Source organism: Microcystis sp. LEGE 00066 (assembly GCF_015207925.1).
Classification (GTDB): domain Bacteria; phylum Cyanobacteriota; class Cyanobacteriia; order Cyanobacteriales; family Microcystaceae; genus Microcystis; species Microcystis ichthyoblabe_A.
Genome location: NZ_JADEVX010000009.1, coordinates 13,698 through 34,514 on the forward strand (window position 1 = coordinate 13,698; position 20,817 = coordinate 34,514).

General features: G+C 40.2%; 2 protein-coding genes. Both read left to right on the forward strand.

What is annotated here, in order from left to right; genetic code table 11:
• Positions 1-73: 73 nt before the first annotated feature.
• Positions 74-6,481, forward strand: a complete 6,408-nt coding sequence (locus tag IQ224_RS23760) for a non-ribosomal peptide synthetase (RefSeq protein WP_228036065.1) — start codon at positions 74-76, stop codon at positions 6,479-6,481.
• Positions 6,478-20,655, forward strand: a complete 14,178-nt coding sequence (locus tag IQ224_RS02570) for a non-ribosomal peptide synthase/polyketide synthase (protein WP_194032489.1) — start codon at positions 6,478-6,480, stop codon at positions 20,653-20,655. Before IQ224_RS23760 ends, IQ224_RS02570 begins: the two co-directional genes overlap by 4 nt.
• Positions 20,656-20,817: the final 162 nt, after the last annotated feature.

The following is a 20,817-nucleotide window of genomic DNA, read 5'->3' on the forward strand; positions in this document are numbered from 1 at the left end:
TGGATTAACTAGTAAAACCGTTTGAAGATAAAATCAGATAGACTTCGTATTGTCGCTGCCTACAGGGTAACCCATGCCAAGAATGAAAGCACTTGCTAATCAGAAAATCGTTATTACAGCTACATTTACCAGTGAACCAGTGGAGGATTCTCTGTCATATTGGCTCAAAAAAATAGGATTTCCTTATTCAATAGAATTTGCTCAGTACAATCAAGTCTTTCAAGAATTACTCAATCCTGCTAGTCTTTTAGCGACTAATCAAAATGGGGTTAATGTAGTTCTGGTTAGGTTTGAAGACTGGCAAGGGAGTAAAAACAAGGCCGAATTGACATTAGAGCAAACCCTTAGAGACTTTGGTAATGCCTTGAAAACGGCGACAATGCGCTCACCAATTCCCTATTTAGTCTGTGTCTGTCCCCCCTCTCCAACCCATGATACAACGTTCAATAGTTTACATGAGAAATTACAAGAACAATTAGACCGTGATCTCCAGAATATCCCTAGCATATATCTAATTAAAAGTCAAGCATTACTCAAGACTTATCCTGTACAAGAGTATTATGATCCTTATGGAGAAGAACTAGGAAATATTCCCTATACCTTGGCTTTTTTTGCGGCTTTGGGGACAATATTAGCGCGAAAAATCTTAGCCTTGATAAACTCTCCTTACAAAGTGATTGTCCTTGACTGCGACAATACATTATGGCATGGGGTTTGTGGAGAAGATGGAGTTAAGGGAGTGAAAATTGATGCTCCATTTCGAGCTTTACAAGAATTTATCATCGCAGAGCAAGCAGCAGGAAAGTTAATCTGTTTATGTAGTAAGAATCAACCCGAGGATGTCTTTGCAGTTTTTGAGCAACATCCCGATATGTTGCTTAAGGAAAATCATTTAGTAAATTGGCGCATTAACTGGCAAGAAAAATCTCAGAATTTGCAGTCCTTAGCGGAGGAATTACAACTAGGATTAGATAGCTTTATTTTTATTGATGATAATCCGGTTGAGTGTGCGGAAGTTAGAGCAAACTGTCCAGAAGTTTTGACATTACAACTTCCTGAAAATTGCGATCATATTCCAAAATTTTTAGAACATATTTGGGCTTTTGATCAACTCAAAACCACTCAAGAAGACCGACAAAGAACTAATCTTTATCAACAGAATATTCAGCGTCAGAATTTACAAAAATATTCCCTTTCTTTTGAGAATTTTCTCGGCCAACTCAACTTAGAAATAGAGATTTCCCCGATGCAAACGGAGGAATTGACGCGAGTTGCCCAACTTACTCAACGTACTAACCAATTTAACTTAACAACTATCCGACGGTCAGAATCCCAAATTCAACAACTTTGTAATTCAGGGGAATTAGACTGTCGAGTGGTTAAAGTAAAAGATCGTTTTGGGGATTATGGTTTAGTTGGTTTGCTATTATTTAATGTTCAAGAAAATTCTCTAATTGTCGATACATTTTTGCTTAGTTGTCGAGTATTGGGTCGCGGTGTAGAACATAAAATGTTAGCTTATTTGGGTACAATTGCTCAACAAAAAGGGTTAGAAAAACTCAAACTTATTTATAAACCTACTGCCAAAAATCAACCAATTTGGGATTTTTTAAGGACTGTTGGTCAAGAATTTCAGCAGGAAAAAGAGGAGGAATATTTATTTGATTTTCCTAGTTATATTGCGTCTAAAATTAATTTTATTTCTCTCGGTGATGAACAGAAAATAGCTACTAAAAAGTCATCTAAAACAGTTAAGAGAATTATCCGATCAGAGTTTTTTGAAGAGATTGGAAATAACTTATATGATGCTCAACTAATTCTGCGAAAAATTAATTCTCAAAACCAGCGTCAACGGACTCAGTTAGACGCAGAATTTATTGCTCCTCGTACTCCTCTAGAAAAAGTGATTGCTTCTCTATTCGCAGAAGTCCTTAAACTTGACAGAGTGGGGATAGATGACGATTTTTTTGAGCTTGGTGGTGATTCAATTCGGGGAGCAATTCTAATTAATAAACTGCAAGCACAACTAAACGAAATTATTCACTTTATTGTTTTATTTGACAGAAAAACTGTTAAGGAATTAGCCGGATATATAGAGGAACATTATCCAAAAGCAGTTACCAAAATACTAGGTAAAGAAAGAACCGAAATTAACAACCTACCACAGGAGCGCATTGCTGAAGCTAAAGTGTTACAAATGCGCTCCCTAATTCCTGCTCTTAGCAGCCCAATAGATGATGACAATAGCAAAAATCCACCGGCTATCTTTATTCTTTCTCCTTATCGTAGCGGTTCCACCTTACTCCGCGTTATCTTAGGAGGAAATCCACAGCTTTTTGCACCTCCAGAATTGGAACTACTAGGGTTTAATACCCTTGTGGAAAGAAAGGCGAAATTTTCTGGCCGTTACAACTTCTGGATGGAAGGAACAATTCGCACCATCATGGAAATTAAGGGGTGTAATGCTGAAAAAGCGATCGCAATTATGGAAGAATTAGAAGAGAAAAATCTGACTAGCAAACAGTTTTACCGTCTTCTACAGGGATGGTTGGGAGATAAAATCTTAGTGGATAAAACTCCATCCTATTCTCTAGATTTAGAAACTCTAAAACGAGCAGAAATAAATTTTGATAACCCTCTATATATTCATCTGGTGCGTCATCCTTTAGGAATGATTCACTCTTATGAAGAAGCTAAAATTGAGCAAATATTTACCTATCAAAATCCTTTCAATAATCGAGAACTTGCCGAACTCGTTTGGCTAATTAGCCATCAAAATATCTGCGAATTTTTACAACAAGTTTCTCCCCAACGTCAGTATCAAGTTAAATTTGAAGACATCGTTAGGCAGCCACAGAAAACCCTAGAGAGTTTATGTCAGTTTTTAGGAGTAGAATTTAATCCTGATATGCTGCAACCCTACCAAGAGAAAAAGCAGCGCATGACTGACGGTATTTATGCCGAATCTAGAATGCTAGGAGATGTAAAATTTCATCAACATCAAAGCATTAATCCTAACACCATTGAGCAATGGAAAGATTACTACAACATTGACTTTTTAGGTAATGTAACTTGGCAACTAGCAGAATCTTTTGGCTATCCAAAAAATAACAATAATATCCCCCAAATTAGTCGAAAAAATCCCGCCGAACCTCAGACTTTCCCAGTTTCTTTTGCTCAACAGCGACTATGGATTTTAGCGCAATTAGAACCGGACAGCCCTTTTTACAATATGTTTAAAGCGGTTCATCTTCAGGGACGTATAAATATAGAAATTTTAGAACGCAGTCTCAACGAAATTGTCCATCGTCACGAAATTCTACGCACTAATTTTAAGGAAGTAGCAGAAACTCCAGTACAGGTAATTGCTCCCCACGCAACTCTGAAAATTTCGGTTGTGGACTTACAAGGATTATCAGGACAAGAACAGTCAGAACAATTACAACTTTTAGCAATTGAGGATCAATTACAACCTTTTAACCTGACTACGGGAATATTGCTAAGAGTCACCTTAGTGCAACTTAAATCAGAATCATCAGCTTTGTTATTGACCATGCACCACATTATTAGTGATGGTTGGTCAATGGGAGTATTGCTCAAAGAATTGTCAAGTTTATATCAAGGATTTTTGCTTGATGATGGTTCTGTTCTCCCGGAATTGCCGATTCAATATGCCGATTTTACAATTTGGCAACGGCAATGGTTACAAGGAGAAACTCAAGGTTTTATCACCATCCAAAACCAAATTAATTACTGGAAACAACAGTTAGCCGCAGCTCCTCCTTTGCTAGAATTACCTACGGACAGACCCCGTCCCTCTGTGCAAACTTTCCGAGGTGGATGTTTTTCCTTCCAGTTAGATGCCAAACTGACAGCATCTCTAAAAGAACTCAGCCACAAATCAGCAACTACCCTATTTATGACGTTGATGGCGGCTTATGTTACTCTATTATTCCGCTATAGTGGTCAAGATGATATTCTGGTAGGAACACCGATTGCCAATCGCAACTATCAAGAATTAGAAGAATTAATTGGCTTTTTTGTGAATACCCTAGTGATGCGAACTCGCTTAGAAGGTAATCCCAGTTTTGAAGAATTATTAAGACAAGTGCGTTCTGTTTGTACGAATGCTTATGCTAACCAAGACGTTCCTTTTGAGCAGATTATCGAAACTTTGCAAATAGAGCGCAGTCTTAGTCACAGTCCTTTGTTTCAGGTGATGTTTGTTTTACAAAATGTGGCCATGGAGGAATTAGAAAATCCTGAGTTAAAAATATCGCATCTACCTCTAGATAATGTTAACGCCAAGTTTGATCTCACCTTACAAATGTGGGAAACAAATACAGAAGAAGGCAACTCTCTCCAAGGATTTTGGCAGTATAATACAGATTTATTCGATCAAAATACAATTGCTCGCATGACTGGTCATTTTCAGACATTATTAGATGCAATTGTTACGAATCCGCAAGAGTCGGTAGGAACCTTGCCATTACTAACAGAAAAAGAGCGTCATCAACTGTTAGTAGAATGGAATAATACTGATACAACATACAGTTATACTCAGTGTATTCATCAGTTATTTGAAGAGCAGGTAAAACGGACTCCTGATGCTGTAGCTGTAGTATTTAAATGTGAAAAATTAACCTATAATGAGTTAAATCATCGAGCGAATCAGTTAGCCCATTATTTGCAATCTTTGGGAGTAAAACCTGATCAATTAGTGGGGATTTGTCTTGAGCGTTCTTTAGAGATCATTGTGGGGTTATTGGGGATATTAAAAGCGGGTGGTGCTTATGTTCCTCTTGACCCAGAATATCCGATTGAACGGTTAAGCTTCATGTTAGAAGATGCTCAATTATCAGTGCTGTTAACGCAACAAAAGCTAGGAGAAACTCTACCTCAACATCAAGCGCAGATTATTTATTTAGATACCGACTGGGAAAAAATTGCCGAAAACAGCCATTCAAATCCAGAAAACACCGTCACTCCAGATAACTTAGCTTATGTTATTTACACTTCCGGTTCCACAGGTAAACCGAAAGGGGTGTTAGTCAATCACTCCAATGTCGTGCGATTATTTGCCGCTACAGATGCTTGGTATAATTTTAGTAGTCAAGATGTCTGGACTCTATTTCATTCCTACGCTTTTGACTTTTCGGTGTGGGAAATGTGGGGAGCTTTGTTATATGGTGGACGCTTGGTAGTTGTTCCCTACTTAGTGACCCGTTCTCCCGAAGCATTTTATCAGCTATTATGTCAAGAAAAAGTAACAATTCTTAATCAAACTCCTACCGCTTTCCGTCAGTTAATTCAAGCTGAAGAATCCTTAAAAGGAAGTTTTCCCCCCTTATCAAGGGGGGTTAGGGGGGATCGTTCATCGACAACAGATAACGATTTAAGCTTACGTTTAGTTATTTTTGGAGGAGAAGCTTTAGAAATTAACAGCTTACAACCTTGGTTTCAGCGCCATGGCGACCAATGCCCCCAATTAGTTAATATGTACGGAATTACAGAAACTACCGTTCATGTCACCTATCGACCATTAAGTATGACCGACTTGGATAGTACAGCTAGTGTGATTGGTCGTCCCATTCCCGACTTACAGGTATATTTACTAGACCAATATTTACAACTTGTACCGGTTGGTGTACCCGGGGAGATGTATGTGGGGGGTGCCGGAGTAACAAAAGGTTATCTCAATCGTCCTGAATTAACAACAGAAAGGTTTATTCCTAGTCCTTTTGAGAAGGATGAAGTGATCCCCCCAACCCCCCTTAATAAGGGGGGCAATGAGCCATCAAAATTATATAAAACGGGAGATTTAGCCCGTTATTTACCTAAGGGAGAATTAGAATATTTAGGGCGCATTGACAATCAGGTTAAGATTCGGGGTTTTCGGATTGAGTTAGGGGAAATCGAAGCATTATTAGCATCTCATCCCCAGATTTGGGAAACAGTAGTAATAGTGAGGGATGATGCAACAGGAGATAAGCGTCTTGTGGCCTACATTGTGCCACAATCGGAAAAAATAATTACCATTAACGAAATACGGCAATTTCTGAAAGCTAAATTACCCGGTTATATGATACCTAATGCTTTCGTTATTTTAGATGCCTTACCCCTTACTGCTAATGGAAAAATAGATCGTCGAGCTTTACCACCACCAGAATCTAGTAGTGAACCATCAGAAAAATATGTTGCTCCGCGTAACCCGATCGAGGATATATTAGTAACTGTTTGGTCAGAAGTGCTAAAAGTCGAGAAAGTGGGCATAAATGATAACTTCTTTGAACTGGGAGGCCATTCCCTACTAGCCACTAAATTAGTAGCACAGATACGCGATCGCTTGAAAGTTGAACTTCCCTTACGTCAGTTATTCAACTCGGCCACACCAGCAGAATTAGCCCAAGGGATTGAACAGTTAAAACAGGAAAAATCCGCTCCCATCGTTCCAGTAATTTTACCAAGAAAAAGAAAATGAATTTTGAAGAATTACCCCTATCTTATGCTCAACAGCGTTTATGGTTCTTAGATCAATTAGAACCAAACAGTCCCTTTTATAATATTTCCCTGGCCTTGCATTTAGCAGGAAATCTCCAAGTAGATGTCCTCGAAAAAAGCCTACAAGAAATTATTCAGCGCCATGAGTCCCTCCGCACAAATTTCGCCACTATTGAGGGAAATCCTGTACAAATAATCAAACCAGAAAGTAATTGGCAATTAACGCTTGTCAATGGGAAAGACAGCCCAAAATATCGAGAAGAGCAGGAAATAAAAAAATGGCTAGAAATTCACAGCCATCAACCTTTTGATTTAGCCAATGACTCCCTAATTAGAGCCACCCTACTTAAGTTATCAGACACAGAACATTTTTTGCTGATTTGTCTGCACCATATTGTCTCTGATGGTTGGTCAATGGGGGTATTTATTGAGGAATTGACAACCCTTTATAATGCCTATACTAAAGGTTTAGAACCTCTTTTACAAGAGTTACCAATCCAGTACGCAGATTTTGCAATTTGGCAAAGGGAGTATTTACAGGGAGAAATCCGACAAAATCAGTTAAATTACTGGCAAAAACAGTTAGCAGCAGCACCCGCTTTATTACATCTACCTACGGATTATCCCCGTCCTCTGCAACAAAGTTTTCAGGGAGATCGGATAAAATGTATCCTTTCTCCAGAACTCAGTCAAGGCTTAAATAAGCTGAGTCGGGAAAAAGGTGTCACCTTATTTATGACCCTCTTGACCGCATTTGGAATCCTACTCTATCGCTATACGGGACAAACAGACATTTTAGTCGGTACTCCCATCGCTAACCGTACTCGTAGTGAATTAGCTGGGTTAATCGGCTTTTTTGTCAATACCTTAGTCTTAAGAACAGATTTAGCTGGAAATCCCAGTTTTAGCGAGTTATTAAAACAGGTACGAGAAACAGCAACGGATGCTTACGACCATCAAGATTTACCTTTTGAGATGTTAGTAGAGGCCCTACAACCTGAAAGAAACATGAGTTATACTCCTTTATTTCAGGTGATGTTTGGTTTAGATAATGAAATTGTAGATAGCATAAATTTAGAAGGAATAAAAGCCACTCGTCAGCCTTTAGAATTTAAGACAGCTAAGTTTGACTTAAGTTTATCTATACAGGTAAAAGAAGCTGGATTAACTGCGATTTGGGAATATAATACAGATCTGTTTGACAAAAGCACAATTGAGCGACTATCAGGGCATTTTGTTAACCTATTAACTGGGATTATTGCTAATCCAGAACAAGCAATTAGTCAACTACCCTTACTAACAGAAAGTGAGACTAATCAGCTATTATTTAACTGGAATCAGAATGAAATTGATTACAAAAATGATTTGTGTCTGCATCAGTTGTTTGAACAACAAGTAAAACAGAATCCACAGGCGATCGCTGTTAGACTAGAAGATGAATTTTTAACCTACGAGGAGTTAAACTGTAAGGCTAATCAGTTAGCCCATTACCTACAATCTTTAGGGGTAAAATCCGAGAGTTTAGTCGGGATTTTTGTTGAACGTTCCCTAGACATGATTATCGGAATCCTGGGAATACTTAAAGCAGGGGGAGCTTACGTTCCTTTAGATATTAATTATCCAAAAGAGCGAATTACCTATCTTATTGAAGATACTCAACTTAGTATTGTGTTGACGCAATCTAAATTTATTGAGCAACTTCCCCAATTTCAAGGAACAACCATCTGTTTAGATCAAGACTGGTCAATAATCGCCAAACAGAGTACAGTTAGCCCTCTGGTAGAAGTTGATCAGCACAATTTAGCCTATATTATCTACACCTCCGGCTCCACAGGTCAACCCAAAGGGGTAATGATTGAACATCGCTCAGTAGTCAACTATATACTGACTACTATTCGAGAGTATGGTATTACCTCAGAGGATCAAATTCTGCAATTTTCCTCTATCTGCTTTGATGCTTCTGTTGAAGAAATCTTTGTTAGTTTGTTATCGGGTGCGACCTTGGTATTGCGAACAGAAGAGATGTTGCGCTCTAGTGAGTATTTTTGGCAATGTTGTCAAAAATGGCAATTAACAGTTTTGGGTATTCCTACTGCTTATTGGCATCAATTAGCCTCTGAATTAACCCCTGATACCCTGCCAATTCTCTCAAAGATTAAACTAATTGTTATTGGTGGGGAAGCCATTCAACCGGCAAAAGTACAGCAATGGCAAACAGTTACAGGCCAATATTCCCCTCTTCCTCGACTATTAAATGCTTACGGACCAACAGAAGCAACCATTGCGGCGACTTTCTCCGAATTTACTTCACCAACTATAACCAATATTCCCATTGGGCGACCCATCAGTAATACTCAGGTTTATATTCTTGATGCTTGCTTACAACCTGTTCCTGTGGGGGTAGCTGGAGAATTACATATTGGTGGTATGGGATTAGCGCGGGGTTATTTTAATCGTCCAGAATTAACCCAAGAAAAATTTATTCCTAATTCTTTTGAGAAGGATGAAGTGATCCCCCCAACCCCCCTTAATAAGGGGGGCAATGAGCCGTCAAAATTATATAAAACGGGAGATTTATGTCGGTATTTAACCGATGGCAATATTGAGTATTTAGGACGGATTGACAATCAAGTAAAAATTCGGGGTTTTCGCATTGAATTGGGAGAAATTGAAACCGTTCTTAGTCAGCACAATGCAGTAAAAACGGCTGTTGTGATTGCTCGGGAAGATGAGACAAATCAGAAACGTTTAGTCGCCTATATTATTCCCCAAGTAGAGATTATTTCCGCCCCAAAAGAGAAAAATTCGCTTAATGTTACTCAACTGCGGCAATTCCTGAAAGCCAAGTTACTAGAGTATATGATTCCTAGTGCCTTTGTCATTTTGGAATCCCTACCCTTAACGCCTAATGGTAAGATCGATCATCGTGCTTTACCGTCCCCCGAATTCCAAAGCCAAGCGCAATACATTGCGCCGCGTAACCCCATTGAGGAGATATTATCCTCGATTTGGGGAAAAGTGTTAAAAGTTGCACAGGTGGGGATTCACGACAACTTCTTTGAGTTAGGCGGACATTCATTATTAGCAACTCAACTAATTTCGCGCATCCGTGAGGATTTTCGGGTAGAAATGCCCTTACGCGAGTTATTTGTTGCACCGACAATCGCCGAATTGTCCCAAGAAATAAAACGGCTTTCCGAAGGAGAACAACTAACTGAACTGCCGATTTTACCCAGGGAAAAAACAGCAGAATTACCCCTATCTTTTGCCCAGACTCGTCTCTGGTTTTTGGCTGAATTTGAGTCGCATAGTTCTTTTTATAATATCCCCCTAGCCTTGCGTTTAGAGGGAACTTTAAACTCAGAAATCTTAATCCAGAGTTTAGAAGAAATTTGCGATCACCATGAGGCTTTACGCACCAACTTCATTACCGTTGATGGTATCCCTACTCAGGTTGTACAAGCACGAACCTGGACAGTTACGGTTGTTGATTTACAGCATTTATCTGGTAGTGAACAAGCAATTACGTCTCAAGAGTTAGCACAAAATCAAGCGGTTCAACCCTTTGATTTAGCTGGTGAACCCTTAATCAGAATCACTTTAGTGGTGTTATCTGAAACGGAACATCTCTTATTAGTCTGTATGCACCACATTGTCAGTGATGGCTGGTCAATGGGGGTATTTCTTCAGGAACTAACCGCCCTCTATAATGCCTATATTCAGGGTTTATCTTCGCCTCTAAATCCCTTATCTATCCAGTATGGAGATTTTACCCTTTGGCAAAGACAATGGCTGCAGGGAGAGGTATTGCAACAGCAACTAGACTACTGGCAAAAACAGTTAGCTGGCGCACCGGCCCTTCTATCTTTACCAACAGATAGACCTCGACCCAATCAACAAAGTTTTGCTGGGGGACATTTACCCTTTAGCCTTTCCCTAGAATTAACCGAAAAACTGACCCAATTAACCCAGGAACAGGGTGTCACTTTATTTATGACCCTGTTAACAGCTTATGCTGTCTTACTTTACCGTTATACAGAACAGGAAGACATCTTAATTGGTACTCCCATTGCTAACCGTAATCGCAGGGAAATTGAAGGGTTAATCGGCTTTTTTGTCAATACTTTGGTTTTGCGAATTGACTTGTCAGGTAAACCCAATTTTAATCAGTTATTAGGTCGAGTACGAGAAATGGCAATGGATGCCTATGCTCATCAAGATTTGCCCTTTGAAATGTTGGTAGAGGCCCTACAACCTGAACGAGATTTAAGTCACGCGCCTTTATTTCAAGTGGATTTTCTGCTGCAAAATAGTCCCCCGTCTCCCTTAGAACTAACAGGATTAACCGCCACTCCCCTCACCACAGAAAATGACACCGCCAAATTTGATCTAACCCTGGCGATGGAGAATACCGGTGCAGAATTAAAAGGGGTATGGGAATATAATACCGATTTATTTGATCGCAGCACCATTGAGCTATTAACAGGAAATTTCATCACCCTACTAGAAGCATTGGTTGTTAACCCGCAACAGCCAATTTTCCAACTACCATTATTAACTGGAGTCGAGGCAAAAAAATTATTAGAAGACTGGAATGCTACCGAAAAAGCATATCCTTTCCATCAATGTATTCATCACTTATTTGAAGAACAAGCAGCACGAACACCAGATGCAGTAGCAGTGGTCTTTGAGGGTCAAGAATTAACCTATCAAGAATTAAATATTCAGGCGAATCAATTAGCCCATTATTTACAATCTTTGGGGGTAAATTCAGAAGTTTTAGTCGGCATTTATCTAGAGCGGTCACTGTTAGTTATTGTCGGATTATTAGCAGTTCTCAAAGCTGGGGGAGCCTATATACCTTTAGACCCAGATTATCCCCAGCAACGGTTGACTTATATGGCAGAAGATGCCCAAATTTCTCTACTGCTAACTCAAGAAAGTTTACTCGATTCTTTACCAGCAGAAGATGTGGGGGTAATTGTCTTAGATAAATTAGCCGATATCTTGACAGTTCAAAGGTCAGAAAATACCCTCAGTGAAGTAGCACCAGAAAATCTACTATGCCTATTATATACATCTGGTTCCACAGGTAAACCTAAAGGAGTGATGTTAACTCACGCAGCTTTAGTTAATCATAGTTGGGGCATTAGTGAAGTATTCGGTTTAACAGAATCTGATCGCGTTTTACAGTTTGCTTCCTTTGGCTTTGATGTCGCTGCCGAAGAAATTTTTCCCACCTGGTTAAAAGGTGGTACAGTGGTTTTAAGACCGGGGCAAATGTTCCCAACTTTGACTGATTTTGCTGATTTTATCGAACAAGAAAGCCTCACCGTTTTAAATATTACCCCCGCCTATTGGCATGAATGGGCAATCGCCGTTTCCCAATCATTAGCTACTGTACCATCCAGTCTGCGAGTTGTGGCCGTGGGAGGGGATGCAGTGTTACCAGAAACCGTCAATATTTGGCGACAAATGGTCGGAAAACGGGTTCAATGTATCAACGTCTATGGACCCACAGAAGCATCTGTAACCGCCATAGTTCATGACTTGCTAGATTATCAGTCAGAAAAAATCAATTCAGTGCTGATTGGTCGTCCCATTGCTAACACAAAAGCATACATCTTGGATCAAAATCTGCAACCCGTACCCATTGGAGTTAAGGGAGAATTGCATTTATGCGGTGTTCGTTTAGCGCGGGGTTATCTGAATCGTCCCGAATTAACTGCTGAAAAATTTATTGATAATCCCTTTGCTAATGCGGCTTTCAATCGGTTGTATAAAACGGGAGATTTAGCGCGTTATTTACCCGATGGTAATATTGAATGTTTTGGCCGGATTGACAATCAGGTTAAAATTCGCGGATTCCGTATTGAGTTGGGAGAAATTGAAGCGGTACTTAACCAAAATATTGATGTACAAACATCTTGTGTAATTATTCGGGAAGATACTCCGGGGTATAAATATTTAGTCGCTTACATAGTAGCTCATTATGAACGCATACCGATGATTAGTGAACTGCGTCAGTTTCTGTCCAGTAAATTGCCTTTGTATATGGTTCCTCAAGCTTTTGTTTTTCTGGAATCTTTACCCCTTACTACTAATCGTAAAGTAGATCGTCGCGCTTTACCCGCACCAGATACGATAGGGAATCGCCGGGATCAATATGTAGCACCACGCAATGGAATTGAAGAGATGTTGGTGCAAATTTGGACAGAAATACTCAAAGTAGAGCAAGTGGGAATTTATGATAATTTCTTTGAAATTGGCGGCCATTCTCTCCTCGCAACTCAATTAGTCTCCCGGATTCGGAGTTTATTTAAAATAGAACTACCTTTGCGGAGTTTATTTGGTGCAGCGACGGTGGCCGAATTAGCGCATCTTATTGGACAATTACAGCAGCAAAATCTGACGCTAACAGTACCCCCCATTTTACCGAGAACTAAGGATACAGAACTACCTCTATCCTTTGCTCAACAGCGTTTATGGTTTTTAGATCAATTGCAACCAAATAGCGCTTTATATAATATACCGATGGTGTTGCATTTCCGAGGCAACCTCAATCAAAAGGCCTTAGAACAAAGTTTGCAAGAAATTTGCGATCGCCATGAGATATTACGGACTAATTTTGTCACGATTGATGGACAACCGACTCAGATTATTCAAACAACAAGGGAGACAATATCGGTCGTTGATTTACAAGATTTACCCATCCAAGAGCAAGCAGAAAAAACACAGCAATTAAAGCAAAAACAAGCCACTCAACCCTTTGATTTAGCCAAAGAATCTTTAATCAGAATCACTTTAGTGGTGCTATCGGAGACGGAACATCTCTTGTTAGTGTGTATGCACCACATTATTAGTGATGGTTGGTCAATCGAAGTGTTGATTCACGAATTGACCAGCTTATATAATGCTTATGTGCAGAATCAACCCGCAAATTTAGCTCCTTTACCGATTCAGTATGGAGATTTTGCACTCTGGCAAAAACAATGGTTACAAGGGGATATCCTACAAAGTCAATTAAATTACTGGCAAAATCAACTAACAGCTGCACCCCCATTATTATCTCTTCCCACAGACCACCCTCGACCTGCGGTACAAAGCTTTGTCGGTACTCAGCAAGAATTTTCCCTTTCCCCCAAAATTAGCCAAGCTTTGACTGAATTAAGTCGCCAACAAGGGGTGACATTATTTATGACGCTGTTGGCTGCTTTTGATGCTTTATTGTATCGTTATACAGGGTCAAGTGATATTTTGGTAGGAACTCCCATTGCTAACCGTAATCGCAGCGAAATTGAGGGGTTAATCGGCTTCTTTGTTAATACTTTAGTGATGCGGACGGATGTATCAGATAATCCGAATTTTAGTCAGTTATTAACCCGGGTTCGGGAAGTGACAATGGATGCTTATGCGCACCAAGACTTACCCTTTGAAATGTTAGTCGAAGCGTTGCAACCGGAACGGGATTTGAGCCATACTCCCCTATTTCAAGTCGCTTTTGTCCTGCAAAATACACCTAAGTCTGAAATTGCAATGACGGGATTAACGGTGACAGATTTGCCTCCAGAAAATACCACAGCTAAGTTTGATTTAACCTTAGCTATGGTTAGCACAGATGATGGCTTAAAAGGTGTCTGGGAATATAATACTGATTTGTTTGAGAGTAGCACTATTGAGCGATTATCAGGGCATTTTCTCAACTTATTAGGGGGAATTGTGGCCAATCCTCAAGCGCAGATTTCCCAATTACCCTTACTGACAGAAAGCGAGACTCATCAGTTATTAATTGAGTGGAATAATACTCAAGTTGACTATCCTGAGTATAAGTGTATTCATCAACTATTTGAAGAACAGGTAGAACGCACACCCGACGCAGTAGCAGTGGTTTTTAAAGGTCAACAATTAACCTACAATGAATTAAATAATCGAGCTAATCAATTAGCCCATTATTTGCGGAAATTAGGCGTAAAAGCTGATACTTTAGTCGGCATTTCCCTTGAGCGTTCCTTAGACATGATAGTGGGGTTATTAGGAATCTTAAAAGCGGGTGGTGCTTATGTCCCCCTCGACCCAGATTATCCCAGTGAACGGCTACAATTTGCCATCGCTGATGCTCAACTGTCATTCTTGCTCACTCAAGAGGGATTAATCAATAAACTACCCGAACATCAAGCGCGGCTAATCTTGTTAGAGCAGATTGGGAAAGAAATCAATCAAAATAGCCAAGATAACCTCACAGGAGTAGTAACAGCCAATAATTTAGCTAATCTCATTTATACCTCTGGTTCTACAGGAAAACCCAAAGGGGTAATGGTGGAACATCGGGGACTATTTAACCTAGCTCAAGCGCAAATTAAAACCTTTAACGTACAGTCAAACTCTCGCCTTCTCCAGTTTGCTTCCCTCAATTTTGATGCTTCTATCTGGGAAATTATCATGGCCATGGGAGCAGGTGCAACCCTTTATTTAGACAGCAAAGATGCTTTAATGCCCGGGTTGCCATTAATGGGAATATTAAAAGATTATGGTATTACCCATATTACTTTACCCCCCTCAGCCTTAGCAGCTTTGCCCCTAGAAGAAATACCAGAGTTACAAACAATTATTGTGGCAGGAGAAGCTTGTTCAGAAGAATTGAGCAAACAATGGGCCAGAGGGAGAAATTTCTTTAATGCTTATGGACCGACAGAAACCAGCGTTTGTGCCACGGTAGAAAAATGGACAGATGAAACTGTGAAAGTAACTATTGGTCGCCCCATTGCTAACACCCAAGTTTATATCTTAGACTCCCATTTACAACCTGTTCCGATTGGTGTAGTCGGAGAATTACATATTGGGGGTCTGGGATTAGCGCGGGGTTATCTCAATCGTCCCGAATTAACCCAAGAAAAATTTATTCCTAATCCTTTTGAGAAGGATGAAGTAATCCCCCCAACCCCCCTTAATAAGGGGGGCAATGAGCCGTCAAAATTATATAAAACGGGAGACTTAGCGCGTTATTTACCCGATGGTAATATTGAGTATTTAGGACGGATTGACAATCAAGTAAAACTTCGCGGTTTCCGCATTGAATTGGGAGAAATTGAGGCCTTACTCAACCAAAATCAGGCGGTACAGTCTTCTTGTGTGATTGTTCGTGAAGATAATCCGGGGGATAAACGCTTAGTTGCTTACGTCGTACCGCAACCCGAAATCAACCTGACAATTAACGAAATACGGCAATTTTTGCGAGCAAAATTACCCGATTATATGGTTCCTACTGCGTTTATTCTTCTTGATGCTTTCCCCTTAACTCCTAATGGCAAAATCGACCGCCGTGCTTTACCTGTTCCCAATTTACAGAGCCAAGGTGAATATATCGCTCCCCGTAATGCCATTGAAGAAAAAATGGCGCAGATCTGGGGTGAGATACTGAAATTACAACGAGTCAGTATTGAGGATAATTTCTTTGAATTAGGGGGTCATTCTCTGTTGGCGACTCAAGTTATTTCTCGATTACAGGAAACCTTTGAGATTGTTTTACCCTTGCGTTATCTGTTTGAATCGCCAACCATTGCTCAGTTAAGTGGGGTAATTTTAAAAGAACTGCAAACAGGTTTAGGGTTAAAGCTACCATCAATTGTCCCCGTTAATCGAGAGGCTGATATTCCCCTATCCTGGGCCCAGGAACGTCTCTGGTTTGTGAATCAATTAGAAGGGGAAAGTGGGGCTTATACTATTGATTTAACCATGGGTTTGCGCGGAAATCTCAATATTAAAGCCTTAGAAAAAGCTTTCCAAGCAATTATTCAACGCCATGAACCCCTACGGACTCAATTTAAACTCAAAGATAACCAACCAATACAAGCGATCGATCCTAATGTAACTTTCACCTTACCAGTTGTCAATCTGCAAAACCTCAGTCATTCTGAGCAACAGGTAAAAAACCTGTTATTAGCAGCAGCATCCGAACGCTTTGATCTCGAATCAGGGTCAGTATTACGAGTCAAATTATGGCAATTGCAGACAGAGGAATATGTCCTATTATTAGCCATTCACCATATTGCGGCGGATGGTTGGTCAATAGGTGTTTTAGTGGACGAATTATCGGTCTATTATCGAAGTTTCTGCACCGGGACAAAAGCAGATTTACCTGATTTATCAATACAGTATGCTGACTTTGCCGTGTGGCAGCGTCAATGGTTAACTAATGAAGTATTAGACCGTCAATTAAGCTACTGGAAGCAACAATTAACCCGGATTCCCCTACTACACCAACTTCCCACAGACCGTCCCCGGCCAGCAATTCAAAGTTTTCGCGGTGGGACGGAGCGACTGCAACTAGATAGTCAACTAACGCAACAACTGAAAAAACTCAGTCAAGAGTCCGGTAGCACTCTTTTTATGACATTACTGGCGGGTTTTGCTGTGTTACTATCTCGTTATAGTCAACAAACAGATGTGGTAATTGGTTCACCAATTGCTAACCGTAACCGCACCGAAATTGAAGGGTTAATCGGCTTTTTTGTCAATACTTTAGTGTTAAGATTTGATTTATCTCAAGACCCGACCTTTGAAGATTTTCTCGCGCAGGTCAGACAAACTACTCAAGATGCTTACGACCATCAAGATTTACCCTTTGAGATGTTAGTCGAAAAATTACAAATTGAGCGTCATTTAGATCGTAATCCTTTAACACAGATAGTTTTTGCTCTTCAGAATGCTCCTAGTTCTCCCTGGGATTTACCCGGACTAAACATTGAGGAGATACCATCGGGACTTGATTCAGTCAGGGTTGACTTAGAAGTTTACCTCTGGGATGCACCGGAAGGATTAGGCGGTTTTTGCTCTTATAACAGGGATTTATTTGATGCTGAAACTATTGTCCGTATGATGACTCATTTTAAGACTTTGTTGGCGGCAATTGTGGAAAATCCCCGTCAATCAGTAGCTTCACTACCCTTATTAAATCCAGAGGAAGAGTATCAACTATTAGAGGGGTGGAATGAGACAAAATCTGATTACTCCTATAACAAGTGTATTCATCAATTGATTGAGGAACAAGCAGCGCGTACCCCTGACGCGGTAGCAGTAGTCTTTGAAAATCAACAGTTGACCTATGCAGAATTAAATAGTCAGGCCAATCAATTAGCTGACTATTTACGATCTTTAGGTGTAGAAACCGAGGTAATAGTCGGTTTATGTGTAGAGCGCTCTTTAGATATGATTGTGGCATTAATAGGCATCCTTAAAGCCGGTGCTGCCTATCTACCTCTTGACCCAGAATATCCTCAAGAACGCCTACAATTTATGTTAGAGGATAGTCAAGTCTCCTTATTACTAACCCAAAGTTTACTGATTGATAAACTCCCAAATCATCAAGCTAAAACTGTATTTTTAGCTGAAATTTGGCAAGAAATTAAACCAATGAACCGGGATAATCTGACGGGGAAGGTAACAGCTTCTAATTTAGCTAATGTAATTTATACTTCTGGTTCTACGGGTAAACCTAAAGGGGTGATGGTTGAACATCAAGGGTTATGTAACTTAGCTTTGGCTTTAATTCAGACTTTTGCTGTGTCTTCTCAGAGTCGAGTGCTTCAATTTGCTTCTTTTAGTTTTGATGGTTGTATTGCGGAAGTTTTGACGGCTTTGGGAGCAGGAGCGACACTTTATTTGGCAAGTAAAGACAATTTAATGCCCGGTTTACCCTTAATTAAACGATTACGGGAGAATAAGATTACTCATATTACTCTACCGCCATCAGCTTTAGCAGTGCTACCTTGGGAAAATCTTTCCTCTCTGCAAACTATTACTGTCGTCGGAGAAGCTTGTTCTCCTGAATTGGTGAAAAAATGGTCCCAGGGACGAAATTTCTTTAATGGTTATGGACCCACCGAAGGAAGTGTTGCTGCAACGGTAGCTAAATGTACGCTGGTTGATGAAAAAATAACTATCGGTCGGCCAATTCCTCATGTGCAGGTTTATATTTTAGACTCCCATTTACAACCGGTTCCTATCGGTGTACCCGGGGAATTATATATCGGAGGAGCAGGGGTAGCCAGAGGTTATTTGAATCGCCCAGAATTGACAGCAGAGAAATTTATCCCTAACCCGTTTGTCTCCCTTGATCCCCCCCTAACCCCCCTTGATAAGGGGGGAGAGCAGCCGTCAAAATTATACAAAACGGGAGATTTAGCTCGTTATTTACCTGATGGAAGAATTGAATATCTGGGACGAATTGACAATCTGGTTAAAGTAAGGGGTTTCCGCCTCGAATTAGGGGAAATTGAAGCAGTTTTGAGCCAACATCCCTTAGTACAAGAAGCGGTTGTGATAGCTCGCGCTGATCAGAAAAGTGATCATGATCATGACCAGCTTAATACTAATTTGGTAGCCTACTTAGTTCCGGCTCTCAAGGATCAAGTATTGCCTGAACAGCTTGCTCAATGGCAGAGTGAATATGTTAGTGATTGGCAAAAGATTTACGAAGAATCCTACAGTAAACCCCAACCTCAAATTGAAGACCCCACTTTTAATATTAGTGGTTGGAATAGTAGTTATACAGGACAAGCTATTCCGCCAGCAGAAATGCGGGAATGGGTTGATCAGACGGTGAGCCGAATTTTAGGAAATCAACCACCACAACGAGTGTTAGAAATTGGTTGCGGAAGTGGATTATTGCTATTCCGTGTGGCGAAACATTGTCAGGAATATTGGGGAGCAGATTATTCCGCTGCTACCATTAATAACCTCGAACATTTATGTAGCACCATTGAAGGTTTAGAGGGCAAAGTAAAATTATTACACCGAACAGCCGATGATTTTACCGGTATTCCCCAAGCTAATTTTGATCGAATAGTGATTAACTCTGTGGTTCAGTATTTTCCTAGTGTGGATTATCTATTACAAGTTATCGCAGGAGCAGTCAAGGCGATTGCGGATCGGGGTAAGATTTTCTTAGGTGATATTCGTAGTTTGTCCTTACTAGAGCCTTACCACGCGGCGGTACAGTTAGCTCGTGCCGAAGCTAATAAAACCCTTGAACAATGGCAAAAACAAGTAAATCAAAGTGTAGCTACCGAAGAAGAATTGTTAATTGAACCTCAGTTCTTTATCGCACTTAAACAACGCTTTCCGCGAATTTCTTGGGTAGAGATTGCACCGAAACGGGGTCAGGCTGACAATGAGTTAACCCAATTCCGCTATGATGTTACTTTACATCTGGATACTGATGGGCAAAAAACGACAATTCCTTGGCTAAATTGGCAGCGGGATCGGTTTTCTTTAGGGCAACTACAAGATAAACTGAAACTGGAACAACCAGAATATTTAGGTATCAGAGATGTACCCAATCAACGATTACAAAAGGCACTACAAATTTTAGACTGTTTAGAAAATCCTCCGGGGGTAAAAACCGTGGGAGAATTGCGGCAATTGTTAGGAAAAAATAGCGGTATAGGGATTAATCCTGAGCAAATGTGGCAACTGGGAGAACAGTTAGGTTATACTGTTCATCTCAGTTGGTGGGAAGGTAGTCAAGATGGTTCTTTTGATGTGGTTTTCTGTCGCCAGAATGCCATCCTAGAACCGATAATAAATAAAATTGATGAAAAACCATACCCCAATTTTTGGGATGATGAGACGATTATCCCCAAATCCTGGACTGATTATACGAATAATCCCCTATATGGTAAATTAGTCCAGAAGTTAGTGCCACAGGTGCGGGAATTTGTCCAACAAAAGCTACCTAGTTATATGGTTCCCCAGGCTTTTGTTTTGCTTAATACCCTACCTTTGACTCCTAATGGTAAAGTAGATCGACAGGCTTTGCCTACCCCCGATACAGCTACACGCAATTTAGCTACGGGATTTCTCGCACCTCGCACCCCGATTGAAACCCAAATGTGCCAAATTTGGAGTGAAGTTTTGGGAGTCGAACGTATTGGGATTAAGGATAATTTCTTTGAATTGGGAGGACATTCTTTGTTAGCAACTCAGGTTATTTCCCGTTCCCGCGATCTTTTCTCGGTGGAATTGTCTTTACAAAATTTGCTGGAATACCCAACTATCGCTAATTTATCCCAAATTATTGAGGTACTTGCGGTTGTACAGGAGGGACAATCAGCTATGACTGAAAGCTTGGAAGATTATGAGGATGGTGAATTATAAAAACAGTTAAAGTTTTAGCTGCTCTTAATAGTTTAGCAAGACAGCTAAAACGGCAAAGGACAAATATTGATCCTAGTCAATAGCAATCTGATCAACTTTTTCATCCTCAGAGCAAACTTCGTAATTTAGAGCTAATTTAACAACAACTTTGGAGGCAATTGG

Bases quoted from the DNA above. Each gene is read 5' to 3' on its own strand.
- IQ224_RS23760 (WP_228036065.1), top strand. From the start codon at position 74: ATGCCAAGAATGAAAGCACTTGCTAATCAGAAAATCGTTATTACAGCT.
- IQ224_RS02570 (WP_194032489.1), top strand. From the start codon at position 6,478: ATGAATTTTGAAGAATTACCCCTATCTTATGCTCAACAGCGTTTATGG.